The sequence below is a fragment of the Ensifer sp. ENS06 genome (assembly GCF_014852205.1).
In the GTDB taxonomy this organism is placed as follows: Bacteria; Pseudomonadota; Alphaproteobacteria; order Rhizobiales; family Rhizobiaceae; genus Ensifer; species Ensifer adhaerens.
Genome location: NZ_JACVBC010000002.1, coordinates 44145 through 68595 on the forward strand (window position 1 = coordinate 44145; position 24451 = coordinate 68595).

A 24451-nucleotide genomic window follows, 5' to 3' on the forward strand; every position below is an offset into this window, starting at 1 on the left:
AGGGACGCGGGACCATGCTGTGGAAAGCGACCACCTGCGATGGAATTCGCGCGCGCAGGCGACTGCAACGTTTCGTAGCGGCCCATGCCGTCCGAAACCTGTCGAATCTAGCACAAATGCGCTGGACGGCAGTCGACGATTTTCGCTATGCCCAAGAGCGCCGCGCGCCTTGTGGCGCGCAAATGTCGCTCGACTACCTTGAGCACTGCACGTTTTGCCCTCTGGTCGGCAAAGACCAATGAAAACATGCAGTAGCGCCCGATTGTCTGCAAAACTTGGCGGAAGGAAGGTTTAATCATGGCAAGACCCGGTCCCGGAGATGTCGCTCCCGACTTCACCCTGCCGCGTGACGGCGGCGGTACGATTTCGCTCTCGGCCCTGCGCGGCCGCCCGGTTGTTCTGTTCTTCTATCCGAAGGACGATACGCAGGCCTGCACGCTTGAGGCGATCTCGTTTTCGGAACTTGCCGACGACTTCGCCGCAGCCGGCATCGCCCTGATCGGGCTTTCGCCCGATTCGGTGAAGAAGCACGACCGCTTCGCCAAGAAGCACAACCTGACGGTGCCGCTCGCTGCCGACGAGGAGAAATCGGTCGTCGAAGCCTATGGCGTCTGGGTCGAGAAGATGATGTACGGGCGCAAGTACATGGGTGTCGAGCGCAGCACCTTCCTGATCGGCGCCGACGGCGTCGTCGTCAGGGTTTGGGAAAAGGTGAAGGTGGACGGCCACGCCCGCGAGGTCCTTGACGCCGCAAAGGCGATCTGAGCGCGCCGATGACCGAGTTGCCCGTGTTCCACAGCCTGCGGGGCGGTGCCATCGAAGCGATCCGCGCCGCCGACCTCGAGGTCAAGACGGCGCTCGCGCAGGAAGCCGCCCGGCGCTGGCAGCGCCGCACGCTGTCGCTGCGCTCGCCGCTCGACCGGCCGGTGCCGGTGCGCCCGGGCCGACCGGACAAGCCGGTGCTGACGCCACCGACGCAGGTCAAGCGCCGGTCTCTCGGTTCGCTGAAGGGCCGAATCGCACTTCTGCACTCCATCGCCCATATCGAATTGAACGCCGTCGATCTCGCCCTTGATATCGTCGCCCGCTTTGCAACCGAGCCGGTGCCCAACTCCTTCTTCGACGGCTGGATGCGTGTCGCCTTCGAAGAGGCGAAGCACTTCCGCATGGTCCGCCAGCGCCTGAACGACCTCGGCGCCGACTATGGCGACCTGCCTGCCCATGATGGCCTCTGGCAGGCGGCGCACGATACGCGCAACGACCTGACGGCGCGGCTCGCCGTCGTGCCGCTCATTCTCGAAGCGCGCGGTCTCGACGTGACGCCAGCGCTTCAGGCCAAGATGCGCGAAACCGGCGACTTCGAGAGTGCGGCCGTGCTCGACGTTATCTACGAGGACGAGAAGGGCCACGTCGCCGTTGGCGCCAAATGGTTCCGCTTTCTCTGCGCCCGCGAGAAGAAGGACCCGGCAGCGACCTTCCAGCAGCTGGTGCGCGCCAATTTCCGCGGTCCCCTGAAGGCGCCGTTCAACGATATCGCCCGCGCCGAGGCCGGCCTGACGCCGTCGTTCTACCGCTCGATGACCGCTTCGACCAATCGATAGCGGACATCACCTTCCCGCAATCTTGCTTACCGATTGTTAACCCTAACAAAGTGTAATGATCCCCAGGTGATGCGAGGCAACGCGCACATGGCGGGAGAGAACGGGTGTCTGGACATCAGGCAAATCGTACCTTTGGAAAACGCAAGCAGAATCACGTCCTGATCCTGGCCAGCGGCGACAAGGTCCGGCACATGACCGTGCGCCCGTGGATGGCGGCGATCGCTGTCTCCTTTGCAGGCGTCTGCAGCATCGGCTATCTCGCGGCCACTTCCTATCTGGTTTTGCGCGACGACCTGATCGGCGGCACGATTGCCCGCCAGGCCCGCATGCAGCATGAATACGAGGATCGGATCACCGCGCTGCGGGCGCAGGTCGATCGGGTCACCAGCCGGCAACTGCTCGACCAGCAAGTGGTCGAGGAAAAGGTCGAGAAGCTGCTGCGCCAGCAGATGGCGCTGACCTCGCGCAACGGAAAGCTCGGCGCCCTGGTCGAAAGGGCCGAAAATTCCGGCGTCACGACCGCAACCGATGCGCCTGCGGCCGTCGAGCCGCTTGCCTATGAAAAACGCGCCGATGCGAGCAGCAGCGGCAGTGTCAAGGCAATTGAGAAGCTGATGGGACTGACCGTTGCGCCGGTCAGTGCTGCGGCTGTCCCCGCCCTCGCCTATGCAGCACCCGATGCCGGCGAATCAAGTTCCGACCGCGCCGACCGGATTTTCTCAAAAGTGACGCTCTCGCTGAAGGATGTCGAGCGCGAGCAGATGACGCGGGTCCAGCGACTGACGGACGGTGCGGCGAAGACGTCGGATGCGATTCGTTCGATCGTCGGGCGCACCGGTGTCGACCTGCCCGTTGACGATGTCGCCGAGTTGATTCCGGCCAACGACATATCCGGCTCCGCCGAGACGGCGATCGGCGGCCCCTTCGTCGAGCCTGTGAACGATGACGATTTCGGCCGTTCGCTTGCCGCACTCGATACCGCACTCCTGGAGCTCGACCGCACGCGCGCCGAGGTCCGCAAGCTGCCCTTCGGCAACCCCTCGCCGGCCAGCGACATCACCAGCGATTTCGGCAACCGGCTTGATCCGTTTCTCGGGCGTCTGGCGCTGCATGCCGGCATCGACTTTCGCGCAACGGTCGGCACGCGCATCCGCTCGGCAGCGCCTGGAACGGTGACCAATGCAGGGTTGACGGGCGGCTATGGAAACATGGTCGAGATCGACCACGGCAACGGTGTCGCGACGCGCTACGCCCACCTTTCCACCGTGCTGGTGAAAGCCGGCGACCGGGTGAAGGCTGGCGAAGTCATTGCCAAGTCCGGCAACACCGGGCGCTCCACCGGACCGCACCTGCACTATGAAATCCGGCTGAACGGCAATGCCGTGGATCCCATGCGGTTTCTGGATGCGAGCACCAAGCTTGCAAGCTATATGAACTGACGCTACCGCGCGGTTCCGCTTGACAAGAAATGCGACAGATTCGCCACTATTTACCTTTTACTGCTTCAACGTGCTGGATTTCTTGACTTTCGGCGGCGTTCAGCTTAAGAGCGCGGCCACGTGCTCGTGCGTTTTCCATCGATCGATCAGTGTTCTATTGAACCGGAACGGAAACAGATTTCCCTTTGACCAATTTTGCTGACCTTGGCCTGAGCCAAAAAGTTCTCTCCGCTGTCACCGATGCGGGCTACACAATCCCGACCCCGATCCAGACAGGCGCTATCCCGCCGGCGCTGCAGCGTCGTGATATTCTGGGCATCGCCCAGACGGGCACGGGCAAGACCGCTTCGTTCGTGCTGCCGATGCTGACGCTGCTCGAAAAGGGCCGCGCCCGCGCGCGCATGCCGCGTACGCTCATTCTGGAGCCGACGCGCGAACTCGCCGCACAGGTCGCAGAGAACTTCGACAAGTACGGCAAGAACCACAAACTCAACATCGCGCTTCTGATCGGCGGCGTGTCCTTCGACGAGCAGGACCGCAAGCTTGAGCGTGGCGCTGACGTGCTGATCTGCACGCCCGGCCGCCTGCTCGACCACTTCGAGCGCGGCAAGCTGCTGATGAGCGGCGTGGAAATCCTGGTCATCGATGAAGCCGACCGTATGCTCGACATGGGCTTCATTCCCGATATCGAGCGCATCGCCAAGCTGATCCCGTTCACGCGCCAGACGTTGTTCTTCTCGGCGACGATGCCGCCGGAAATCCAGAAGCTTGCCGACCGCTTCCTGCAGAACCCGGAGCGCGTCGAAGTCGCCCGCCCGGCTTCCACGGCTCAGACGGTGACGCAGCGCTTCGTTGCAGCGCATGCCAAGGATTACGAGAAGCGCGCGGTACTGCGTGATCTGATTCGCGCCCAGGACGAACTGAAGAACGCGATCATCTTCTGCAATCGCAAGAAGGATGTCGCCGACCTCTTCCGTTCGCTCGACCGCCACGGCTTCTCCGTCGGTGCGCTGCATGGCGACATGGACCAGCGGTCGCGCATGACGATGCTGGCCAACTTCAAGGACGGCAACATCAAGCTGCTCGTCGCCTCCGACGTTGCGGCCCGCGGCCTCGATATCCCTGATGTCAGCCACGTCTTCAACTTCGACGTTCCGATCCATGCGGAAGACTACGTCCACCGCATCGGCCGTACCGGCCGTGCCGGCCGCTCGGGCGCGTCCTTCACGCTGGTGACCAAGCGCGACACGAAATTCTCCGACGCCATCGAAAAGCTGATCGGCCAGAAGGTCGAATGGCTGAACGGCGACCTTTCCAATCTGCCTGAGCCGATGGAAAGCCACGATACCGGCCGCCGTGAACGCGGTCGTGATGGCCGCAAGGACCGGAAAAAAGATGGGGATCGCGGCTCCAAGGCCCGTTCCGATCATAAATCCGATACCGTACGCGCCGATAGTGAGGCCGAAATTGAAACAGTCGTGGAAAGGGCGGAATCGGTGAAACCGGCACGCAGCGCAGAGAACAAGCAGGCACAGAACAACCGTGGCGATCGTCCGGTGCGTGCATCGAACCCTGCCAACGACGACAATCGCGACCGCCGCAACCGTCACCGCCGCGACTATGACGACGGCCCGACGCCCGTCGGCTTCGGCGACGAAATCCCTGCCTTCATGCTGATTGCCGGCAAGGCCTGATCCGAACGGATGGGCCAGCCGGGCATCGATTTTCCGGGCTTCGGCTGCGGACTTGTCATCGTGCGCGATGGCAAGATTCTGCTCTACAGGCGCGTCAATGCGCCTGAGGCCGGGCATTGGAACATCGTCGGCGGCAAGGTAGATCACATGGAGCGTTCGCAGGCTGCGGCCTGCCGCGAGGCCGAAGAAGAATCCGGCCTCAAGATTGGCTCGACCGAATTCCTCTGCCTCAGCGAACAGGTGATCGACGCCGACCGCCAGCACTGGATCTCTATGATCTATGTGACCCGGGATTTCTCAGGTGAACCTCAACTCACCGAACCGGACAAGCTTTCCGAATTCGGCTGGTTTAGCATCGACGCCCTGCCCCAACCGCTATCCCGCTTTACCGCCGATGCCGCCGAAGCCTTGCGCAGGCATGAACAGGGCGTCGCCGCATAGCAGCCGCCCACCGGGGGGCGGTGTTCTTCGTACGTCCCTCGTTCTGTGCATTGCTGGTGCCGCTGTCGGCGGCGTTCCGCGGGCACCAACGGATCCGGCCGATGTCACTTAGGCGCGCCGATGGGAAACGTGGTGATCGTGTCAATATTTTCATCTGACGCGCAGCTGCCGCGCATAGGCTGGACGGCCTACTTCCTGGAGCGTAGCGCCGCCTCATAGGCAAGCCGCACCCACCGCGCCATCTCGTCGGGATCGTCGAATGCGTCGTCCGGAATGCTCCAATAGGGCATCTTCACCGGCTTGCCCTTGCCGTCATAGGCCCATTGCCGCGAACCGGCCGCTTCCAGCGCCGGCGCTGTTTGCTCGTCGCCCTTCAGCAGAATTTCGCCATCGACCTCAAGGGCGAAGATCACACCCTGGCAATAAATGCCCTTGCCGCCGAACATCCGCTTGATGGTCACCGGCCCGAGGACCGCGAACATGTCTTCGATTGCGGCATTATCCACGCGTCTGTTCCTCCAAGATACCGCCGGCGGCGACGATCTGTTCCGGCGTGTCGAGATCGAGGCGCGCCGCCGCGCCGAGTTCGACATCGATGACCGGCAGCCCGCTCTTTTCAATAATGTGCCTTGCACCAACGTCTCCGACCAGTTGCTTGATCGCCGAAAATGTCTGTCGCGGCAGGATCACCGGATTGCCGCGCTGTCCGCCTGCGGTCGCGCGGATGATGGAGCGGCCACCTTCGGCGACGAAACGTTCGATGAGCCGGCGCAGATCGTCGCCGGTTATCCCGGGCATGTCTGCAAGCATCACCAGCATGCCCGGCGCCCGCGCCCCGACTGCCGAAAGCCCGGCCGTCAGCGAAGAGGCCATGCCCGAAATGTAGTCGGGGTTGGAAACGAACGTCACCGGCAGCCCTTGCAGCGCGTGGCGGATATCGGCCTCGCGGTGGCCGGTCACGACGCTGACCTTGCCCGGAGCGGCCTTAAGCGCGGCTTCGACGCTGCGGCGCACGAGCGGCACGCCATCGAAAGTTGCGAGAAGTTTGTGCCCGCCGTCAGCGCCCATACGGCTGGCCCGGCCAGCGGCCAGAACGACGACTGAAACCGAGCCGGATGACAACTCCGTTGCATGTTCGCGTGGCTGCGGCCGGGTCGGGATCTCACTCAACAAGCCGCCGACGCCAAGTCCGGTAATATCGTCGAAGCTCGGCCACTCGCCGGCAAGGATACGGTCGAGGATCCAGTCGAAACCATTCTCGCGCGGGCTGCGGGCGCAGCCGGGTGCACCGATAACCGGCGTTTCGCCGACGCGGCCGAGAACGAGAAGATTACCGGGGTCAACAGGCATTCCCACATGATCGACCACGCCGCCAGCCCGCCGGATCGCCGCCGGAATGACGTCTTCGGGATCGGCAACCGCCGAAGCGCCGAAGACGATCAGCAGGTCGTGCGTTGATCGCATTTCGGCGATCGCCGCCCCCACGGCGTCTTCCCTATGCGCGACGCGCCGTTCGGTGAAGAGTTCGCTTCCGGCCTGTCGCAGCCGCGCCGCGAGGATGGCATGGGTCTTGTCCATGACCTGGGATTTGAGGTTCGGCAACTCCGTTGCTATCAAGGCCGCGCGGCGCGGCGCAAACGGCTTGACCTCGAAGGCGCGATGGTCGCGCAGAAGCCTCTCCGCCTGCTCGACGAAGGCGCCGGCGACCGCAAGCGGGATGATCTTGATCGTTGCGACCATATCGCCGGGCTGCACCGGCATATGGTCGTCGAGACAGGCGAAGGTGATGGAGGGATCTAGGCGGTTCAAGCGATCGACAATTTCGCGGCTCGCAACGAAGAGGCCGGCGACCTCGGAATAGACGTTGACGCGGCCGGTCGCTGCCCGCGAAAACCGGAGATGATCGGGGGCCACGGCCGCGGCAATGCGCGTGGCCGCCTCGTCTTCCGGGAGGTCGCCGGCATCAAGGCGGGCGGCCACCACCTCCACGACACCTGCAGCGGTCAAAGCGACGATGTCGGCGGCTGTGACCCGGTGCCCCTTCGGCAGCCTGGCATCACCGATCTTCACCGCATGCGCGAGCATCGCGCCCTCTGCTTCTGCGACCTTGATCGGGCCGAACCTCATACTCCACTCCCTGCGGAAGCAACGTCCCGCCGTCGCAGCGCCTCGATGATTTCGGCGAGGATCGCAACCGCGATTTCGGCGGGACTTGCCGCGCCGATATCGAGACCGATCGGCGCACGGATGCGGGCCATGTCGGCATCGGCGACACCCGCACGCCGCAGTCTTTCGATCCGTGTGGCATGTGTCTTGCGGCTGCCGAGCGCACCGACATAGAAGCAACCGGCCGACAGTGCCGCCCGGATCGGTTCGTCGTCGATCTTCGGGTCATGCGTCACGGCTGCAAGTGCCGTGAAGCGGTCGAGCGGTCTGAGTTTCAGGGCGTCCTCCGGCCAATCGGCGATGAGGTCGACGCCGGCAAAACGTTCCGGCGTGGCAAAGGCCGTACGCGGATCGATGATGGTCATGTCGAAGCCGGCAACGGGCGCAAGCTGCGCCAGGGCTTGTGAAATATGCACCGCGCCGATGACGAGGATGCGCGGCGGCGGCAGGTAGACATTGAGGAAGAAGGAGCCCTGCCCGGTCTCGACGATCCCGGCCCGGCCGGACCGCAAGGCACGAGCAACGGCTTCGCGCCAGGGTTCTGGACAGTCGTCGCCTTCGAGGTAGACGCGGACACCACCGGTAAGATCGCTGACGGTGACGGCGGCGCGGCGGGCCGCGCGCGCAAGATTGAGTGTTTCCAGGATCGCCCGTTCCATCGTCAGCCGTTAACCCGTTCCACGAGGACCTGGATCCGGCCGCCGCAGGAAAGCCCGACGCGCCAGGCGGTCTCGTCCGCGACGCCGAAGTCGAGAACGCGCGAGGTGCCAGAGGCGATCACGTCGGCCGCTTCGGTGATGACCGCGCCCTCGACGCATCCGCCCGAAACAGAGCCCTGAAAATTGCCGTCACTATCGATCACCAGATGGCTGCCGACCGGCCGTGGTGCCGAGCCCCAGGTCTCGATCACCGTTGCGATCGCCACCCGGCGTCCTTCCTTCAGCCAGGCCTCGGCGATGTCGAGCGGATCGAGAACATTGACTGCCTGCCTCATGCCTGCCACCTCCCATGCGCGCCGGTCACCGTGGCCCGGCCAGGATCAAGGAACCGCCGCGGGTCCGCCTGGCGGGAGCGCTGCCCGGACAGCGCCTTCACCAGTTCGCCAATCGATTCAAGATTGTGCACGGCCCGGAATTCGTCAACATGCGGCAGCATCGCCCGCACACCGCGCGCCCGCGCCTCGAAGCCGTCGAAGCGCAGCAGCGGGTTCAGCCAGATCAGCCGCCGACAGGATCGGTGCAGGCGGTCGATTTCGATTTCGAGATCGGCGACGTCATCGCGCTCCAGACCGTCGGTGATCAGAAGCACGATCGCGCCCTGCCCGAGCACGCGCCGCGACCAGCGCCGGTTGAACTCATGCAAGGTCTCGCCGATGCGCGTGCCGCCGGACCAGTCCTTGACCGCAGCGACGCAGTCGTCGATCGCCGCATCAGGATCACGATTGCGCAATTGGCGCGAGACATTGGTCAGCCGGGTTCCGAAGAGGAAGATATGAACGCGCCGCCGTTCCTCGGTCAGCGCATGCAGAAAGTGCAGAAAGATGCGGGTGTACTGGCTCATCGAGCCGGAGATGTCGGCGAGGACGACAAGCGGCGGACGGACGACGCGCCGCTCCCGAAACCGCGGCAGGATCAGTTCGCCGCCAAAGCGCATGGCGTCGCGCATGGTGGCGCGCGGGTCGATGCGGATCTGACGCTTCGAGGGGCGGAAGCGGCGCGTGACGACGCGGTCCATCGGTAGCGTAAATGCCGAAAGCGCGCGCTTGGCCTCGGCAAGCTCGGCAGCGCTCATCTGCGCGAAGTCGGCCCGGCGCAAAAGCTCGCGACCGGAGACCGTGAAACGTGCATCGACTTCGATCTCCGGCTCGTCGCGCGGCGGTCGATCGGGCTCGTGGCCAGAAAGCAGCGCGTCGCTGACGCGGGTCTCGCCTGCCCGGCGCTGCTGCCGTTCGCTCTCGCGTTCCGGCGCCAGCGGCGACATCATCGCGATCATTTTTTCGACGAGACCGCGCGACCGCCAGAACAAGCGAAACGCCTCGTCGAAGACCGGCTGGTCCTCGTGACGTTTGACGAAGACGCATTGCAGCGCGGCGTAGAACGCGTCCCGTCCACCGATCCCGATCAGCGCCACCGCATCGATGGCGTCGGCGATGGCGCCTGGCCCGATCTTGATGCCGGCGCGCCGGAGCGCGCGCGCGAAGAAGACAATATTGTCGGCAAGCCGTCCGTCGCCTGCCGCGATTGGCGGGGGAACATCGTCCCTGTGCTGTTCCCGCGCCTCCGTCATCAGCTTGCCGCCAGCAATTCCGCCTTGACCTCGGAGAGCAGCTTTCGCCCCTCTGCCCCCTCTATCCTGGCGATGTCGTCCTGGTATTTGAGTAGGGTGCCAAGCGTATCGGCGATCGTCTCTGGATCGAGCGCCAGCCGGTCGAGTTCCGTCAGCGCCGTTGCCCAGTCGATGGTTTCGGCAACGCCCGGGTTCTTGAAGAGGTCGATCGTGCGCAGCCGCTGCACATAGGCGATGACTTCCCGTGACAAGGTGGCATTGCAGCCGGGAACCTTGCGGCGAATGATCTCCAGTTCCTGCGCCGCCTTGGGATAATCGACCCAATGATAGAGGCAGCGGCGCTTCAGTGCGTCATGGATCTCGCGGGTGCGATTGGTGGTGATGATGACAACAGGCGGTTCGTCCGCCCGGATCGTACCAAGTTCCGGAATTGTCACCTGGAAATCGGACAAAACTTCCAGCAGGAACGCCTCGAAGGCTTCATCTGTCCGGTCGAGCTCGTCGATCAGGAAAACGGGCGCGCGTCCCGAATTGGAGGAAATGGCCTGCAGAACAGGACGGCGGATCAGGAAACGTTCGGAGAAGATGTCGCTTTCGACCCGCTTGCGGTCGACCTTGCCGGATGCTTCCGACAGGCGGATTTCGAGCATCTGCGCCGGATAGTTCCACTCGTAGACGGCCGAGGCGACGTCGAGACCTTCGTAGCATTGCAGCCGGATCAACCGCCGGTCGAGCGCTTTGGCCAAAACCTTGGCGATCTCCGTCTTGCCGACGCCGGCTTCGCCCTCAAGAAAAAGCGGGCGCTTCATCCGGAGTGCAAGAAACAGCACCGTCGCCAGCGCCGTGCCGGCGAGATAATCATGTGCCTCCAGCAGTGCCATCGTCTCTTCGATGGACTGTGGCAGGCCCGTTGCCGCCTGTGTCGCCATGTCTCCTCCACCACGGCCCGAATCGATCGCTGTTTGCTGGAAGGGGGCAAAATCCACCGGCCAACTCAACGACTTAGAGCGATCTTCTCATGTTGCGATGAGCAGTCGACCGCTGAGCAAAAAACTTATAGCGAGTGGTATCCGCGGTCCACATAAATGAGCGGCGGGCGGGACGGCCCGATCGCGACGTCGACGACCTCGCCAAATAGCACCAGATGCGTGGCGATCGTCTTCACCTCGACCAGACGGCAATCGAAAGCGGCGGTGGCATTGACGAGGATTGGCGCACCGGTCCTAAGCCGCGTCCACTGTCCGAGCGCAAAACGCAGATCCATGTCGAGCTGGTCGCGGCCAGAGAAGCCATGGGCAAGCGCCCGGTGCTCGTCGCCGAGCAGGTTGAGTGCAAAGCTGTCGCTGCGCGTGAAGATATCGTTGCGCGGATTGGCGCCGTTCAGGCAGACGAGAACCGTCGGCGGGCTATCGGAAACCGAGCAGGCCGCAGTCACAGTGACGCCGCGCCGCTCGCTGCCGTCAGCGGCGGTGATGATCTGCACGTGACCGGCCAGGCGGCTCATCGCGTCGCGATAACTGATAGGGTCCAGCCGGGTCTTCTCCAACACATCTTTCTCCGGGCGATGTCAGGCACATACATAGACGCTGGCGGAAAATATGAAACCCGCCGGAGGGAGAATCTTGCACATCTGCGACGTGGCCGTGACGCAGATTGAACCTTCTTCGCCAGGAGCGGCATCTTTTCCTTTGACGCCGGGAGGCACATCCTTAAAACATGCGGCAACGACCGTGCCTCGCGTCTGACGCGAGCGGCAACGGAACAGGAAGCTGTGGTGGCTCGCCGTAGGACTTTGCCCCGGATCGGTTCGGTCGGGAAAGCTTGCGGCGGCGGAGTAAGTGAATGCGTCGATCCATTGTCAGCAGCCTTATCCTTGCCGGACTGGTACAGGCAACGCCGGCTTTGGCGGCCGGCATCAAGGTGGCGGTCGTGGCGCCTGTGGAAGGTCCGTTCGCGCCGCTCGGCAAGCAGATTGTCGACGGCGCCGGCTTCAAGGCCGGTGATCGTGGCAGCGAGATCGTCGTCATTCCCGAGACCTGCGATACCGCCGGCAGCGAGGCACTGACCAAAGCGCTGCTTGCCGCAGGTGCCGAGGCCGCAGTCGGCTTTCTCTGCACCGAAAGCCTGGATGCGGCGCTTCCGGCACTGACCGAGGCGGGCTTGCCGGCGATCACGCTCAGCGTGCGCTCCGATATCCTGATGGAAGACGCGCTCAAGAACAAATGGCCGCTCTTCCGCCTCGCACCGAGCGGCAATGCCGAGGCTACGGCGATCGTCGATGCCATCGTCAACCGCTGGAAGGACAAGCCCATCGCGCTCGTCGACGATGGCACAATCCACAGCCGGGAACTGGTCGAGGCGGTGCGCGCAGCACTCGCCGAAATCGGCATGACGCCGGTCTTCAGCGACACCTACCGGCCGGCGCAGGAGCAGCAGATCAACCTCGTGCGGCGCCTGGTGAAAAGCGGTGCAACCCACGTCTTCACCGGCGGCGACCGGCAGGATACCGCCGTGATCGCCCGCGATGCCATTGGCGAAGGCGCGAGCCTTACCTTGCTCGGCGGCGATGCCTTGAATGCGGTCGATCTCACTGTCCCGCTTGCCGATGGCGTGCTTGCGGTAACGCTGCCGGATGCGGCGCAGTCGCCGGAGGGCAAGCCCTTTGCCGACGAAATGCGCGCCGCCGGCATCGAGCCGGAAGGCTATGTGATGCCGGCCTTCGCCGTGATGGCGTTGCTGGAGGAAGCCAAGGATCGGGCAGCACAGGACGACAAGTCGCTGATCGAAGCGATCGCCGGCAAGGGGCCCTACCCGACCGTTCTCGGCCTCACCGCCTTCAACGCTGGGCACGAGCGCGCCGACAATCCCTATCGTTTGATGCAGTGGCAAGGCGGCCATTTCGCACCCGCGGCCTCTGAAGGAGCCGCCCCATGATGCGTCCCGGACCGCTGAACCTGATCACCGATGTCAAAGGTCTGACGGTCGGCAACGCCGAAGACCATCGCCTGAAATCGGGCGTCACCGCGATCGTCTGCAACCCCCCGGCGACGGCTGCGGTCCAGGTCCTGGGCGGTGCGCCGGGAACCCGGGAGACCGACCTGCTCGATCCGCACAATACGGTACAGACGGTCGATGCGCTCGTTCTTTCCGGCGGTTCGGCCTTCGGGCTCGATGCGGCGTCCGGTGCTCAGGCGGCGCTCAGGGAAATGGGTCGCGGCTTCGCCGTCGGCCCACACCGGATACCGATCGTACCGACGGCGATCCTCTTCGACCTCATCAACGGTGGCGACAAGGATTGGGGCCGCTTCCCGCCCTATCGCGAACTCGGCTTCGAGGCCGTCGGGCGGGCCGGCGCGACATTTTCGACCGGTTCGGCAGGCGCCGGCACAGGCGCGCTGACCGCGAGCCTGAAGGGCGGTCTCGGTTCGGCATCCACGGTTCTGCCGAACGGTTTCACCATCGGCGCCCTCGTCGCCGTCAATGCGCTCGGATCCGCCACCGTCGGCGACACCGGGCATTTCTGGTCTGCGCCCTTCGAACTGGAGAGCGAGTTCGGCGGACTTGGCCTGCCCCACCCGATGCCGGCCGATGCGGCCGACATCCGCATCAAGTTCCGCGACCGCCAGGCCGCCGTGGCCAATACAACGATCGCGGTCATTGCGACGGATGCGGTGCTGACGAAGGCCGAAGCCAAGCGCCTGGCGATTGCCGCCCATGACGGCTTCGCCCGCGGGCTCTGGCCGGCGCACACGCCGCTCGACGGCGATCTGATCTTCGCGCTTGCGACCGGCGCCAGCGGCAAGACGCCGACAACAGAGGATTTCATCGATCTCGGCGCCGTTGCAGCCTCGACCATGGCGCGCGCGATCGCCCGCGGCGTCCACGACGCAACGCCGGCGGAAAACGATCTCATGCCCTGTTGGTCAGAGCGTAGCTGACGCAGCTTTGATCGCAGGCATGTTGTTTGCGGGGCTCGGCGGTGCTATTCCCGCGGAAAACACGCTGGAGTGCGCCATGACCCACCCTATCCGCATTGCCCCGTCGATCCTGGCGGCCGATTTCTCCAAGCTCGGCCAGGAGGTTCGCGATGTCGTCGATGCCGGCGCGGACTGGATCCATCTCGATGTCATGGACGGTCATTTCGTGCCGAACATCACTTTCGGCCCGGATGTCATCAAGTCTCTGCGCCGCTACACCGATGCGACGTTCGACTGCCACCTGATGATTTCGCCGGCCGACCCGTTCCTCGAAGCCTTCGCCAAGGCCGGCTGCGATATCCTGACGGTTCACGCGGAAGCCGGTCCGCACCTGCACCGCTCGCTGCAGACGGTCCGTTCGCTCGGCAAGAAGGCCGGCGTGTCGCTCAATCCGGCAACGCCAGAAAGCGCGATCGAATACGTGCTCGATCAGCTTGACCTGATCCTCGTCATGACCGTCAATCCGGGCTTCGGTGGGCAGAAGTTCATCGACGCCACCGCGGAAAAGATCCGTCGCATCAAGGCGATGATCGGCGATCGACCGATCGAGATCGAAGTCGACGGCGGCATTGCGCCTGAAACGGCAGCCATTGCCACCGGCGCCGGCGCCAATGTTCTCGTTGCCGGCTCGGCGATCTTCAAGGGCGGTTCGGTCGAGGCCTATCGCTCGGCGATCGAAGCGATCCGTGCGCCGGCCGAGAAGGCTTATCGATGACGACACGCGCGGCAATTTCCGGCCTTTGTTGCCTGGCCGCGGCCGCCACTGCGTCGCCGGCGCTTGCTGGCGACTATGCCGCGCTTCAGCCGATCGGCTTTTCCGCTGATGGCAATGTCTTTGCCTTCGAGGAATATGGCGTTCAGGACGGCTCCGGCTTTCCCTATTCGACCATCTATGTGATCGACACGCGCAATGACAGCTTCCTGCCGGGTGCACCGGTGCGCGCTGTCAGTCGCGAAGATGGCAGCCCGCTGTCGAAGGCGCGCCATGAAGCCCGCCGTCGGGCTGCGCCCCTGATCGATGCCTATCGCCTGGCCGATGCGCCCGGGCTGCTCGCAGCCTTCAACCCGATCACGGAAGCCAACGCCAAGCCGCACTCGCTGACCTACGATGCCTTTGCAGCCGATGAGGCGTTCCGCGAGACCTATACGGTAACGCTCGAGGAAAAGACCTTCGAGCCGGACGGCATCTGCAAAGACTTCCTGAAGGAAGCCAAGGGTTTCCGTCTGTCGATGACGATGAAGGCGGGCGCACCGGCAAGCGACATGCTTCAGGACGACAGTCGCATACCGGAAAGCCGCCGTTGCCCCACCGGCTACCAGGTGGGTGGCGCCATCACCCACCGCAACGACGACGGTTCGGAAACCCATGTGATCATGGTGCTTGTGAAGTCGCTCGGCTTTGAAGGCACGACGGACGGGCGCTGGATCGCGGTCCCGACGCGGATCGCGAAATGAACGAAGCGGCCGCCAGCGTCGAAGCGAAAGCAGGGCGTGCGGCGGTCGGTGCCCGGAAGCGGACCCGCCTTGCCCGGTCCGTGCCGAGCGTTCCGTTGCTGCTCCTTGGCGCACCCTTGTGGAGCGCGTCAATGACGCTATCGGCGTGGTTTGCGCTGTGGCTGCGGGAACGGGACGTGACCTTTCATCTGGCCGAACTTCTTTGGGTCTTCGGGGCCGGCGCTTTGCTCGCCTGGCCGCCGGCGCTGTTTCTCGCCCGCTTCGCGGCGATCGGACGCGGAGTAGAAACGCGTTTCGCCGCCTATCTCTTCTTCCTTTCGCTCGGCACGATCGGGATGACGGCATTGCTCTTTGCGCTCGACTACCGCGAGTTCTATGCGCAGTGGCACGCCCCGATCGGAACCACGACCTGGCTCTTCCAGTTCGCCTTTACGACGCTGATCGCCTTCTACCAGTTTCTCGTCATGGGCCTTCGCCTCTATTTGCCGATCGGCGGTGTTATACTGTTCGCCGTCTGCCTGTGGCTGGCAAGCGGTCGCCGTGCGCAACGGCGTTGAGCTTCGCGGCTATCTTTGCTAGAGGCACGACCATCCCTCCACTGACGACGAAAGCTTAAGCCCATGATCCCCCGTTACTCCCGACCGGAAATGGTGGCCATCTGGTCGCCGGAAACGAAATTCCGCATCTGGTTCGAGATCGAGGCCCACGCCTGCGATGCGCTTGCCGAAATCGGCGTGATCCCGAAGGATGCTGCGCGCACGATCTGGGAAAAAGGCGGCGCTGCCACTTTCGACGTCGCCCGCATCGACGAGATCGAGGCCGTCACCAAGCATGACGTCATTGCCTTCCTGACGCATCTCGCCGAATTCGTCGGCCCGGACAGCCGCTTCATCCACCAGGGCATGACCTCGTCCGACGTTCTGGATACCTGCTTCAACGTGCAGCTGGTCCGCGCGACCGACCTGCTGCTGGCCGACCTCGACAAGCTGCTCGAAGCGCTGAAACGCCGCGCTTTTGAACACAAGGATACTGTGACGATCGGCCGTTCGCATGGCATCCATGCCGAGCCGACCACCTTCGGCGTCAAGCTGGCGCTCGCCTATGCCGAGTTCGACCGCTGCAAGCAGCGCCTGCTGGCCGCACGCGAAGAAGTCGCCACCTGCGCGATCTCCGGCGCCGTCGGCACTTTCGCCAACATCGACCCGCGCGTTGAAGAACACGTAGCCGAGGCGCTCGGGCTGAAGCCGGAACCGGTTTCGACCCAGGTCATCCCGCGCGACCGCCATGCCATGTACTTCGCCACCCTCGGCGTCATTGCCTCGTCGATCGAGCGCCTGGCGACGGAAGTCCGTCACCTGCAGCGCACCGAAGTGCTCGAAGCGGAGGAGTATTTCTCGCCGGGCCAGAAGGGCTCGTCGGCGATGCCGCACAAGCGGAACCCGGTTCTGACCGAAAACCTCACGGGTCTCGCCCGTATGGTTCGCGCCTTCTCGATCCCGGCCATGGAAAACGTTGCGCTTTGGCATGAGCGCGACATCTCGCACTCCTCGGTCGAGCGCATGATCGGCCCGGATGCGACGGTGACGCTCGACTTCGCGCTCGCTCGTCTGACCAGCGTCATCGACAAGCTGCTCGTCTACCCCGAGAACATGATCAACAACATGAACAAGTTCCGTGGGCTCGTGCATTCGCAGCGCGTGCTGCTGGCACTGACGCAGGCCGGCGTGTCGCGTGAGGACGCCTACCGCCTCGTGCAGCGCAACGCCATGAAGGTCTGGGAACAGGGCAAGGACTTCCTCGAAGAACTGCTCGCCGACGCGGAAGTTCGCGCGGCCCTTTCCGAGGAAGATATCCGCGAAAAGTTCGATCTCGGCTATCACACCAAGCACGTCGACACGATCTTCAAGCGCGTCTTCGGCTGAGGTTCCGCGCTGAGCGGACGGCCGTAGGCCTTTGGTTTTGTTGCCATGCCCGCATTTGGAGCACCTCGCTCAAATGCGGGCATTTGCGTTAGCAGGAAATTCACGCATTGCGTGCAAAGCTCAGGGTCTGTCAATCCAGGTTCTGAGGATCACATGGCCTACAAGGACAGTGTCGAGCGGGCGACGCAGCGCACGCAAACGAAAATTACAGGTACGGTGACCGTCAAGTCCGGCTCCAGCAGCGGCATCGTCAAGGACCTTTCAGCCGAGGGCATCTGCTTTCAGCTGCTCTTCGACATCGGCGCCAAGACGGGACAGGAAGTGACGATCAGAAGCGAGGAACTCGGCTTCCTGACCGGCATGGTGCGCTGGTATCGCGGCGACAAGATCGGCATCAAGCTCAACCTGTCGTCCAACACCGCGGCGCAGATCTCATCTTACTACAAGCATTTTCGCTAGGCCGGACTTCTCGGCGACACGCCACAAGCGCCGCAGGTCGATCGACATGCGGCGCTTTTTTTATGAGCGGTTACATTCGCCTTCGGCTGTCGGCGATCAGTGTGAACGCGCGCGCGGACCGGGCTCCACCATCTTGCGATAAAGGTGCCAGGTGGCGTGTCCGAAGATCGGCATGATGACGGCGAGGCCGACGAAGACCGGGATCGAGCCGATAACCAGACCGGCGGCGATAATGAAGCCCCAGACGGCGACGGGCACCGGGTTGACGAGCGTTGCGCGAATGGAGGTCTCGACCGCCGACACAGCGCCGACGTCCCGATCGATCAGCAACGGAAACGACACGACGGATGTCGCCAGAACGATGACGGCGAAGACGAAGCCGACGGCGTTGCCGACGAGGATCAGGTTCCAGCCCTGGTCAGTGCCGATGATACCGTTCCAGAAGGCTGCAATTGAATCCGGCGGTTCCGCCCCGAAGATCTGCACATAGAGCGCCTGGGCGACCAGCAGCCAGATGATGAAGACAACGAACAGCATGGCGGCGACAGCCATTATCGACGGCAGCGCCGGAGAGCGGTGCAGGCGAAGGGCGTGCGGCCAGGAGTAGTCCATGCCGAGTTCTCGCCGTCGGCTGATTTCATAAAGCCCGATCGCAGCGACTGGGCCGATCAGAGCGAAGCCGGAGACAAGAGGATAAAGCAGCGGCAGCATGTTGGCGCCCGCGCTCCAGGTGATCAGAACGACACCGGCGATCGGGTAGATCAGGCAAAGAAAGACGTAGTGCGATGGTTTCTCGCGAAAATCGTCAAAGCCCAAGCGTAAGGCGTCGAATACATCCGCGACGCCAATCTTTTTTATTCCGGGATGGGCGACACTCGCGTCCGCTCCCGACAGGACATGGAATGTTGTCATGGCTCACACTCCTCAACGAACCAGAGCGGCCACGGAACAAAGATGCGACGAACCAAGCCGCACCATCCGCGACCGTCCCTTCGATTATACAGAAAATGCGACCGCTGTCGCCTGCCGCCTCTCGCCACGTTAAGCGGCCTATTGGAGCGCGAACATCGGGCTCGTCGGGCAGGCTCCCATAGGTGGCTTCGAGGCCCTGACGCACGGGTAATGCTGAAGGTCTTGACTTCCGCGCCTTTCAGCGCCACATCGCGGCCACCATGAAAGTATCCGACGCTCATATCCTCATCGTTCCAGGCTACACCAACTCCGGACCGGAGCACTGGCAGACCCGCTGGGAGCGCAAGATGTCGACCGCACGCCGCGTCGAGCAGGCGGAGTGGGCAAAGCCTGTCCGCGAGGATTGGGTGGCGCGCATGATCGAAGAGGTCAATGCGGCGGAAAAGCCTGTGGTCATCGTCGCCCATTCGCTTGGCGTCGCAACCGCCGTGCACGCCCTACCCCATTTCACCAAGCCGATCGCCGGCGCCTTCCTGGTGGCACCTCCTGATGTTGCCAACCCGGCGATCCGTCCGAAGCATCTGATGACCTTCGGTCCCTACCCGCGCGATCCGCTTCCGTTCCCGTCGCTGATGGTCGCCAGCCGCAACGATCCGTTCGGTTCCTACGAGCATGCGGACGACATCGCCAACGCCTGGGGTTCGCTGCTCGTCGATGCCGGAGAGTCCGGCCACATCAACACCGAGTCCGGCCACGGGCCGTGGCCGGAGGGAACGATGGTGTTCGCCCAGTTCTTGAGCCGGCTTAAACCCTGACGCGCCCGATCAACCTGTCGACGCCTTATTAATCCGACGTTCATTGTCCGCGGTCATCATCGCCGGCACGACGCGACTCGTCTCATGATGGTGCCGAGCGCTGTCGAACCTTGATCTGCGCCGGCATTGACCGGATCGTTCCGCTTGGTTGCCCGGCCGCAGATACTGGACATGGGAAGTGGCCGTAAACGAACGTCTCACCAAAGGTGCGCAAGGCGCACCTTCGCATCCGGATGCTCTGACGCAGGCCACCCTGGAACGGTTGCCGGCAGGCGCGGTCGTTGTCGATGCGCACGGACGGATCCTGGCCGCCAACGTCCTTGCCGGCGAAGTGTTCGGCCGCACGCTTGTACAATTGCGACACGCCTTTCTGAATGACTTCGTGGCGGAAGAGGACCGGTCGCGCGTGCCGCCGCGGGCCACATCGACGGTCGCCGAGACGATCCATTTCCTTGGTCCCGACCGCTCCGTGCCGATGCTCGTTGCCTGTTCGCCGGTACGGTTCGCGGATGAAGCCGCCTGGCTGCTGCTGATGTTGCCGGCCGATGACTTCGTCAACGAGATCGCCGGATTGCGCAACGACGAGACCCGCTGGAAATATGCCCTGGACGGCGCGCTTGAGGGTGTCTGGGATCACGACTTCGAAACCGGAGACCTGTTTTACTCGGCCACCTGGAGGCGGCTTCGTGGGTTGTCCGAAGACGCCCAGGTGGATGGTACCCTTGAAAACTGGATCCAGAACGTTCACCCCGACGATCATGCGCATGTGCGCGCCGCGATCGAGCGGCAGGATTCCGGCGAGGCGATCTTCAACACTTTCGAGTATCGAGAGCGTCACGCCGACGGTCACTGGATCTGGATCGAAAGCCGCGGCGCCTCGGTTGCCTACTGGCCGGATGGCAGGCCGAGCCGCATCATCGGGACGGATACCGACATCACCGCCCGCAAGGAGGCAGAGGCCCGGCTCGAGGAGGTCTCCCGCCGACTGAGGCTGGCGCTCGGCGTCTCGAAGATCGGCGTGTTTGACTTCAATCTCGATGCACTGCGCGACGACTGGGACGAGCGCATGTTCGAGATTTATGGTCTCGACCCCGCCGATGGCGCACCAAGCTCTGAGACCTGGGAAAACTCCCTTCACCCCGACGATCGCGATGCCGTGGTCCTCAGAACCAACGAAGGCATCGCCTCGGGTAAACCCTACAGCAATGCTTTCCGTATCGTGCGCCCGGACGGTTCCGTCCGCCACATCCGCTCCAATGCCGCGACCTATGTCGATCATCTCGGAACGCGCAAGCTCATCGGCGCCAACTGGGACGTTACCGAGGACATCGCGCTGCAGGAAGAACTGCGCCAGGCGAAAGCCTCGGCCGAAGCGCGCAACCGTGAACTCGAGCAGGCGCGGATCAGGATCGAGTACAACGCGCTGCACGATTACCTGACCGACCTGCCCAACCGTCGCTACCTGGATCAGATGCTGACGGAGAATGTCGCAGTCAACGCGATCCTGCATATCGATCTCGACCGCTTCAAGCAGATCAACGATACGCTTGGACACCAGGCCGGAGACGCGATGTTGACGCATGCAGCCGCGATCCTGCGTGCCCACGCCCGCCACGACGATTTTATCGCCCGCATCGGCGGCGACGAGTTCGTCATCCTCTGCCGCCGGGACCGCGACCTGCCGCAGCTGACCGAGCTTGCCGAGCGCATCGTCCATGCCTTCCGCCGCCCCATTCCCTATGACGGTCAGCTCTGCCGCCTGGGCGCTAGCATCGGCATCGCCTTCAAGGGGGGCGAAGACATCGACGCCAAACAGCTGCTGATGAATGCCGACATCGCCCTCTATCGGGCAAAGAGCGTCGGGCGCGATCGCGTCGAAGTGTTCTCCGAGCTCATTCAAACCCAGATCCTCAACGCCAAGCGCATCGGCGACGATATTCGCCAGGCGATCGAGGAAGGGCAGTTCACCGTCTATTACCAGCCGCAGTTCCATGCGCGCTCGCTGGAGATATCCGGTGTCGAGGCGTTGGTGCGGTGGAACCACCCGGAGCGCGGCATCCTCACCCCCTTCCATTTCCTGAAGGTGGCCGAAGAGATCAACGTCCTGCCGGCGATCGACAGGAAGGTGGTCGAGCTCGCCTATCGCGACTTTCAGTCCTGGCAAAAGGAAGGGCTCGGCGTTCCCAAGATCTCGGTCAACATGTCGTCGCCGCGGCTGCGCGACCCAGGATTGATCGCCGATCTGCGCGACATGCGGATCCCGCCGGGCATCCTTTCCTTCGAGCTGCTCGAGTCCATCTTCCTCGATGACCCGGAAGACGAAATCGCCGGGACCATTTCAGCTCTCGGCGACCTCGGCATCGAAATCGAGATTGACGATTTCGGCACCGGGCATGCCTCGATCATCGGCCTGCTCAACCTCAATCCGGCCCGGCTCAAGATCGACCGGGCGCTCGTTGGACCGATGACCGAAGGTGCCAAGCAGGCAAAGCTGGTGCGGGCGATCGTCGACATCGGCCACTCGCTCAACATCGCTGTCGTCGGCGAAGGCGTGGAGACCTGGGAGCACGCGGCGATGCTGCGGGATCTCGGCTGCGACGTGCTGCAGGGCTATGCGCTTGCGCGGCCGATGGATCGGCTGGAGCTGGTGCAGCGTTTGCGTCGCGGCTGGAAGCCGGTGTTCGGCGGTCCGGACAAATAAAAACCGCCCGGCCAGATGGACGGGCGGCGCTTCAATGAATGCGGCAACAGCCTTTCGGCTTACTTGCTCTGGAGCTGCTGGACGGCTTCGCCGAGCAGTTCGAGCATCCGCACGCGGATCTGCTCTTCGGTCTGGGCAACGCCTGCCGCGTCGAAATCCGCCTTGATCTTGCGAACGACGTCTTCATGGCCGGCTTCTTCGAAATCGGCAGCCACCACTTCGCTGGCATAGGCGTCGGCGTCGGCCTTGCCGAGCAGGCCGGCGGCCCACAGACCGAGCAGCTTGTTGCGACGCGCTTCAGCCTTGAACCTAAGCTCTTCGTCCATCGCAAACTTTGCTTCGAAGGCCTTTTCGCGATCCTGCATCGACGTCATCAATCAATCTCCCTGAGAATTCCATGTCTGAAATCAGTTTATCGCCATAAATCAAAACGCGGGTCAAACTGCAATGTGAACTTTTCCGGTTTGATGACTTTCATGTTACCCTTTGTGCGGTTCCTCAGATCGCATTTGATCAAGGATCAGGACATCGCCGCTTCGTGAGGCGGCAGCAACCTTGGCGCACTTTGAGAAGGCGCGCGGCGCCCCATGCAAATCAGGGGAACGGGCAGATACGCCGATTGTGAAATCGGTTCTTTTCGGCTATGGACCCCGAGAGATGTTCCACGCGCGTCCCGAGAGCGCCAACAACTACAGAGACAAAATCCATGAATCGTCGCCGCCGTATCTACGAGGGCAAGGCCAAGATCCTCTATGAGGGTCCAGAGCCGGGCACTCTCATCCAGTTTTTCAAGGACGACGCGACCGCCTTCAACAAGAAAAAGCACGACGTCATTGACGGCAAGGGTGTGCTGAACAACCGGATTTCCGAGTACATATTCACGCACCTCAACAAGATCGGCATCCCCACGCACTTCATCCGCCGCCTCAACATGCGCGAGCAGTTGATCAAGGAAGTCGAGATCATCCCGCTTGAGATCGTCGTGCGCAACGTCGCCGCCGGCTCGCTGGCCAAGCGTCTCGGCATTGAGGAAGGCACGGTCCTTCCCCGCTCGATCATCGAGTTCTACTACAAGGCCGATGCGCTCGAAGACCCGATGGTCTCCGAAGAGCACATCACCGCGTTTGGCTGGGCAAGCCCGCAGGAACTCGACGATATCATGGCGCTCGCCATCCGCATCAACGACTTCCTCTCGGGCCTGTTCCTCGGCGTCGGCATCCAGCTCGTCGATTTCAAAATCGAGTGCGGCCGGCTGTTCGAAGGCGACATGATGCGCATCGTGCTTGCCGACGAGATCTCGCCGGACAGCTGCCGTCTCTGGGACATCGAGACGCGCGAGAAGCTCGACAAGGATCGTTTCCGCCGCGACCTCGGCGGCCTCGTCGAGGCCTACCAGGAAGTCGCCCGCCGTCTCGGCATCATGAATGAGAACGAACCCGTGCGCGGCACCGGTCCGGTTCTCGTGAAGTAACTTCGGGGAAAATCAAAGTGATAAAGGCACGTGTAACCGTGACGCTGAAGAACGGCGTTCTCGATCCGCAGGGCAAGGCAATCGAAGGTGCGCTCGGCGCACTCGGCTTCGACGGCATCGGCCAGGTTCGCCAGGGCAAGGTCTTCGACCTGCAGATCGAATCCGCAGACAAGGCCAAGGCCGAGGAAGACCTCAAGGCCATGTGCGAAAAGCTGCTCGCCAACACGGTGATCGAGAACTACAGCATCTCCTTCGCCTGATCCTGCAGGCGACGGAATCGTTCCGCGTCTTCGGGCGCGGAACCAGACGTTACGAAATGCCGGAGCAGCCGCTGGTCCCACCGGGAACGCCGCTGCCATCGTCGCAGCAGATGCCAGCTCTTCGGAGCGCGCCATCAAGATTGATCTCGCCGTATCGGAGACAGAGATATGAAGTCAGCCGTCGTCCAGCTTCCGGGCCTCAACCGCGACCGCGACATGATCGCGGCCCTCACCAAGATCTCCGGCAAGGCGCCTGTCACCGTCTGGCAGACCGAGACCGATATTCCGGATGTCGACCTGATCGTCATTCCCGGCGGTTTCTCCTATGGCGACTACCTTCGCTGCGGTGCGATCGCTGCACGCATGCCGGTCATGCAGGCGATCAAGGCCAAGGCGGAAAAGGGCGTGAAGGTTCTCGGCGTCTGCAACGGCTTCCAGATCCTCGTCGAGGCCGGCCTCCTGCCCGGCGCGCTGATGCGCAATGCCTCGCTGAAATTCGTCTGCCGCGAGATCAAGCTCGAAGTTGTCAACGCCGACACCGACTTTACCCGCGCCTATTCCAAGGGCCAGGTCATCCGTTCGCCGGTCGCCCATCACGACGGCAACTACTTTGCCGATGCCGAGACGCTGAAGACGATCGAAGGCATGGGCCAGGTGGTGTTCCGTTACGCCGAAGGCACCAATCCGAACGGTTCGATGAACGATATCGCCGGCGTCATGAACGCTGCGGGCAACGTTCTCGGCATGATGCCTCATCCGGAAAACCTGATCGAAGCCGCCCATGGCGGTTCCGACGGCCGCGGCCTCTTCGCGTCTGCGCTCGAAGTAATCGCCGCTTAACCATCCGGCTGT

General features: G+C 63.2%; 26 protein-coding genes and 1 pseudogene. 18 read left to right on the plus strand and 9 right to left on the minus strand.

What is annotated here, in order from left to right; all coding sequences use genetic code 11:
• Positions 1 to 14: 14 nt before the first annotated feature.
• The 6 genes from IB279_RS09310 (at position 15) to IB279_RS09335 (ending at position 5175) form a co-directional block, all read left to right on the plus strand.
• Positions 15 to 242: a hypothetical protein gene (locus IB279_RS09310; RefSeq protein WP_143034188.1), complete on the plus strand. Its 228-nt coding sequence runs from the start codon at positions 15 to 17 to the stop codon at positions 240 to 242.
• Positions 243 to 297: 55 nt separating this feature from the next.
• On the plus strand, positions 298 to 765 hold the full coding sequence (locus IB279_RS09315) for a peroxiredoxin (protein ID WP_034794362.1): 468 nt from the start codon (positions 298 to 300) through the stop codon (positions 763 to 765).
• Between the two features lie 8 nt (positions 766 to 773).
• Positions 774 to 1601, plus strand: a complete 828-nt coding sequence (locus IB279_RS09320) for a ferritin-like domain-containing protein (protein WP_060600703.1) — start codon at positions 774 to 776, stop codon at positions 1599 to 1601.
• Between the two features lie 104 nt (positions 1602 to 1705).
• The gene (locus IB279_RS09325) at positions 1706 to 3040 is read left to right on the plus strand and encodes a M23 family metallopeptidase (protein ID WP_234824405.1); all 1335 of its coding nucleotides are present in this window, start codon (positions 1706 to 1708) and stop codon (positions 3038 to 3040) included.
• A gap of 185 nt (positions 3041 to 3225) precedes the next feature.
• Positions 3226 to 4734, plus strand: a complete 1509-nt coding sequence (locus IB279_RS09330; protein WP_034794369.1) for a DEAD/DEAH box helicase — start codon at positions 3226 to 3228, stop codon at positions 4732 to 4734.
• Between the two features lie 9 nt (positions 4735 to 4743).
• The gene (locus tag IB279_RS09335) at positions 4744 to 5175 is read left to right on the plus strand and encodes an NUDIX domain-containing protein (protein ID WP_112770841.1); all 432 of its coding nucleotides are present in this window, start codon (positions 4744 to 4746) and stop codon (positions 5173 to 5175) included.
• A 188-nt stretch (positions 5176 to 5363) separates the two neighbouring features.
• Here the strand turns inward: IB279_RS09335 and IB279_RS09340 are convergent, their stop codons facing one another.
• The 7 genes and pseudogenes from IB279_RS09340 to IB279_RS09370 all read right to left on the minus strand — a co-directional run bounded on the left by IB279_RS09340 (position 5364) and on the right by IB279_RS09370 (position 11208).
• On the minus strand, positions 5364 to 5681 hold the full coding sequence (locus IB279_RS09340) for a TfoX/Sxy family protein (protein ID WP_034794374.1): 318 nt from the start codon (positions 5679 to 5681) through the stop codon (positions 5364 to 5366).
• Positions 5674 to 7302, minus strand: coding sequence for an NTP transferase domain-containing protein (locus IB279_RS09345; protein WP_112770842.1), 1629 nt, complete (start codon positions 7300 to 7302; stop codon positions 5674 to 5676). Before IB279_RS09345 ends, IB279_RS09340 begins: the two co-directional genes overlap by 8 nt.
• Positions 7299 to 8000, minus strand: a complete 702-nt coding sequence (locus IB279_RS09350) for an XdhC family protein (protein ID WP_112770843.1) — start codon at positions 7998 to 8000, stop codon at positions 7299 to 7301. Before IB279_RS09350 ends, IB279_RS09345 begins: the two co-directional genes overlap by 4 nt.
• Positions 8001 to 8002: 2 nt before the next feature.
• Positions 8003 to 8335, minus strand: a complete 333-nt coding sequence (locus tag IB279_RS09355; RefSeq protein WP_112770844.1) for an XdhC family protein — start codon at positions 8333 to 8335, stop codon at positions 8003 to 8005.
• The gene (locus tag IB279_RS09360; protein WP_112770845.1) at positions 8332 to 9627 is read right to left on the minus strand and encodes a VWA domain-containing protein; all 1296 of its coding nucleotides are present in this window, start codon (positions 9625 to 9627) and stop codon (positions 8332 to 8334) included. Before IB279_RS09360 ends, IB279_RS09355 begins: the two co-directional genes overlap by 4 nt.
• Positions 9627 to 10556 carry a MoxR family ATPase gene (locus tag IB279_RS09365; RefSeq protein ID WP_112770846.1) on the minus strand — a complete coding sequence of 310 codons (930 nt, stop codon included), beginning with the start codon at positions 10554 to 10556 and terminating at the stop codon, positions 9627 to 9629. Before IB279_RS09365 ends, IB279_RS09360 begins: the two co-directional genes overlap by 1 nt.
• Positions 10557 to 10681: 125 nt before the next feature.
• Positions 10682 to 11208, minus strand: a pseudogene (locus tag IB279_RS09370) (flavin reductase family protein).
• A 261-nt stretch (positions 11209 to 11469) separates the two neighbouring features.
• Between IB279_RS09370 and IB279_RS09375 the strand changes: the two are divergent.
• The 7 genes from IB279_RS09375 to IB279_RS09405 all read left to right on the plus strand — a co-directional run bounded on the left by IB279_RS09375 (position 11470) and on the right by IB279_RS09405 (position 17440).
• Complete coding sequence (locus IB279_RS09375; RefSeq protein ID WP_112770847.1) at positions 11470 to 12561, plus strand: branched-chain amino acid ABC transporter substrate-binding protein; 1092 nt, start codon at positions 11470 to 11472, stop codon at positions 12559 to 12561.
• Positions 12558 to 13565 (plus strand): P1 family peptidase, encoded by a 1008-nt coding sequence (locus IB279_RS09380; RefSeq protein WP_181529490.1) that lies wholly within the window; start codon positions 12558 to 12560, stop codon positions 13563 to 13565. The genes IB279_RS09375 and IB279_RS09380 overlap by 4 nt, the downstream gene beginning before the upstream one ends.
• A 76-nt stretch (positions 13566 to 13641) precedes the next feature.
• The gene (rpe, locus tag IB279_RS09385; RefSeq protein ID WP_034794395.1) at positions 13642 to 14319 is read left to right on the plus strand and encodes a ribulose-phosphate 3-epimerase; all 678 of its coding nucleotides are present in this window, start codon (positions 13642 to 13644) and stop codon (positions 14317 to 14319) included.
• Entirely contained in the window at positions 14316 to 15059 is a 744-nt protein-coding gene (locus tag IB279_RS09390) for a DUF2259 domain-containing protein (protein ID WP_060520748.1), read from the plus strand. The genes rpe and IB279_RS09390 overlap by 4 nt, the downstream gene beginning before the upstream one ends.
• On the plus strand, positions 15056 to 15616 hold the full coding sequence (locus IB279_RS09395) for a hypothetical protein (RefSeq protein ID WP_112770848.1): 561 nt from the start codon (positions 15056 to 15058) through the stop codon (positions 15614 to 15616). Before IB279_RS09390 ends, IB279_RS09395 begins: the two co-directional genes overlap by 4 nt.
• A gap of 63 nt (positions 15617 to 15679) precedes the next feature.
• Positions 15680 to 16981: an adenylosuccinate lyase gene (gene purB / locus IB279_RS09400; RefSeq protein ID WP_060585098.1), complete on the plus strand. Its 1302-nt coding sequence runs from the start codon at positions 15680 to 15682 to the stop codon at positions 16979 to 16981.
• A gap of 153 nt (positions 16982 to 17134) precedes the next feature.
• Positions 17135 to 17440: a PilZ domain-containing protein gene (locus tag IB279_RS09405; RefSeq protein ID WP_034794416.1), complete on the plus strand. Its 306-nt coding sequence runs from the start codon at positions 17135 to 17137 to the stop codon at positions 17438 to 17440.
• A 96-nt stretch (positions 17441 to 17536) separates the two neighbouring features.
• Here the strand turns inward: IB279_RS09405 and IB279_RS09410 are convergent, their stop codons facing one another.
• Complete coding sequence (locus IB279_RS09410) at positions 17537 to 18352, minus strand: DUF2189 domain-containing protein (protein WP_034794419.1); 816 nt, start codon at positions 18350 to 18352, stop codon at positions 17537 to 17539.
• 260 nt (positions 18353 to 18612) lie between these two features.
• On the opposite strand from IB279_RS09410, the gene IB279_RS09415 reads away from it, so the two are divergent.
• Entirely contained in the window at positions 18613 to 19167 is a 555-nt protein-coding gene (locus IB279_RS09415; RefSeq protein WP_034794640.1) for an alpha/beta hydrolase, read from the plus strand.
• Positions 19168 to 19345: 178 nt separating this feature from the next.
• Entirely contained in the window at positions 19346 to 21868 is a 2523-nt protein-coding gene (locus IB279_RS09420) for an EAL domain-containing protein (RefSeq protein ID WP_112770850.1), read from the plus strand.
• A 59-nt stretch (positions 21869 to 21927) separates the two neighbouring features.
• Here IB279_RS09420 and IB279_RS09425 read toward each other — a convergent pair whose 3' ends face one another.
• Complete coding sequence (locus IB279_RS09425; RefSeq protein WP_034794424.1) at positions 21928 to 22242, minus strand: ATPase inhibitor subunit zeta; 315 nt, start codon at positions 22240 to 22242, stop codon at positions 21928 to 21930.
• 332 nt (positions 22243 to 22574) lie between these two features.
• Between IB279_RS09425 and purC the strand changes: the two genes are divergently transcribed.
• From purC to purQ, 3 genes are all read left to right on the plus strand, one after another.
• Entirely contained in the window at positions 22575 to 23339 is a 765-nt protein-coding gene (gene purC, locus IB279_RS09430; RefSeq protein ID WP_034794646.1) for a phosphoribosylaminoimidazolesuccinocarboxamide synthase, read from the plus strand.
• Between the two features lie 17 nt (positions 23340 to 23356).
• Positions 23357 to 23599 (plus strand): phosphoribosylformylglycinamidine synthase subunit PurS, encoded by a 243-nt coding sequence (purS, locus tag IB279_RS09435; RefSeq protein WP_034794427.1) that lies wholly within the window; start codon positions 23357 to 23359, stop codon positions 23597 to 23599.
• A gap of 168 nt (positions 23600 to 23767) precedes the next feature.
• Complete coding sequence (gene purQ, locus IB279_RS09440) at positions 23768 to 24439, plus strand: phosphoribosylformylglycinamidine synthase subunit PurQ (RefSeq protein ID WP_112770851.1); 672 nt, start codon at positions 23768 to 23770, stop codon at positions 24437 to 24439.
• The last annotated feature ends 12 nt before the right edge of the window (positions 24440 to 24451 follow it).

Excerpts from the sequence above, each read along its gene's own strand:
- IB279_RS09315 (WP_034794362.1), top strand. The coding sequence starts at position 298 with ATGGCAAGACCCGGTCCCGGAGATGTCGCTCCCGACTTCACCCTGCCG.
- IB279_RS09410 (WP_034794419.1), bottom strand. The coding sequence starts at position 18,352 with ATGACAACATTCCATGTCCTGTCGGGAGCGGACGCGAGTGTCGCCCAT.
- IB279_RS09425 (WP_034794424.1), bottom strand. The coding sequence starts at position 22,242 with ATGACGTCGATGCAGGATCGCGAAAAGGCCTTCGAAGCAAAGTTTGCG.
- IB279_RS09350 (WP_112770843.1), bottom strand. The coding sequence starts at position 8,000 with ATGGAACGGGCGATCCTGGAAACACTCAATCTTGCGCGCGCGGCCCGC.
- IB279_RS09335 (WP_112770841.1), top strand. The coding sequence starts at position 4,744 with ATGGGCCAGCCGGGCATCGATTTTCCGGGCTTCGGCTGCGGACTTGTC.
- IB279_RS09415 (WP_034794640.1), top strand. The coding sequence starts at position 18,613 with ATGAAAGTATCCGACGCTCATATCCTCATCGTTCCAGGCTACACCAAC.
- IB279_RS09405 (WP_034794416.1), top strand. The coding sequence starts at position 17,135 with ATGGCCTACAAGGACAGTGTCGAGCGGGCGACGCAGCGCACGCAAACG.
- IB279_RS09380 (WP_181529490.1), top strand. The coding sequence starts at position 12,558 with ATGATGCGTCCCGGACCGCTGAACCTGATCACCGATGTCAAAGGTCTG.
- IB279_RS09360 (WP_112770845.1), bottom strand. The coding sequence starts at position 9,627 with ATGACGGAGGCGCGGGAACAGCACAGGGACGATGTTCCCCCGCCAATC.
- IB279_RS09365 (WP_112770846.1), bottom strand. The coding sequence starts at position 10,556 with ATGGCGACACAGGCGGCAACGGGCCTGCCACAGTCCATCGAAGAGACG.
- IB279_RS09390 (WP_060520748.1), top strand. The coding sequence starts at position 14,316 with ATGACGACACGCGCGGCAATTTCCGGCCTTTGTTGCCTGGCCGCGGCC.
- IB279_RS09310 (WP_143034188.1), top strand. The coding sequence starts at position 15 with ATGCTGTGGAAAGCGACCACCTGCGATGGAATTCGCGCGCGCAGGCGA.
- purB (WP_060585098.1), top strand. The coding sequence starts at position 15,680 with ATGATCCCCCGTTACTCCCGACCGGAAATGGTGGCCATCTGGTCGCCG.
- IB279_RS09345 (WP_112770842.1), bottom strand. The coding sequence starts at position 7,302 with ATGAGGTTCGGCCCGATCAAGGTCGCAGAAGCAGAGGGCGCGATGCTC.
- IB279_RS09395 (WP_112770848.1), top strand. The coding sequence starts at position 15,056 with ATGAACGAAGCGGCCGCCAGCGTCGAAGCGAAAGCAGGGCGTGCGGCG.
- IB279_RS09375 (WP_112770847.1), top strand. The coding sequence starts at position 11,470 with ATGCGTCGATCCATTGTCAGCAGCCTTATCCTTGCCGGACTGGTACAG.
- IB279_RS09355 (WP_112770844.1), bottom strand. The coding sequence starts at position 8,335 with ATGAGGCAGGCAGTCAATGTTCTCGATCCGCTCGACATCGCCGAGGCC.
- IB279_RS09320 (WP_060600703.1), top strand. The coding sequence starts at position 774 with ATGACCGAGTTGCCCGTGTTCCACAGCCTGCGGGGCGGTGCCATCGAA.
- purC (WP_034794646.1), top strand. The coding sequence starts at position 22,575 with ATGAATCGTCGCCGCCGTATCTACGAGGGCAAGGCCAAGATCCTCTAT.
- rpe (WP_034794395.1), top strand. The coding sequence starts at position 13,642 with ATGACCCACCCTATCCGCATTGCCCCGTCGATCCTGGCGGCCGATTTC.
- purQ (WP_112770851.1), top strand. The coding sequence starts at position 23,768 with ATGAAGTCAGCCGTCGTCCAGCTTCCGGGCCTCAACCGCGACCGCGAC.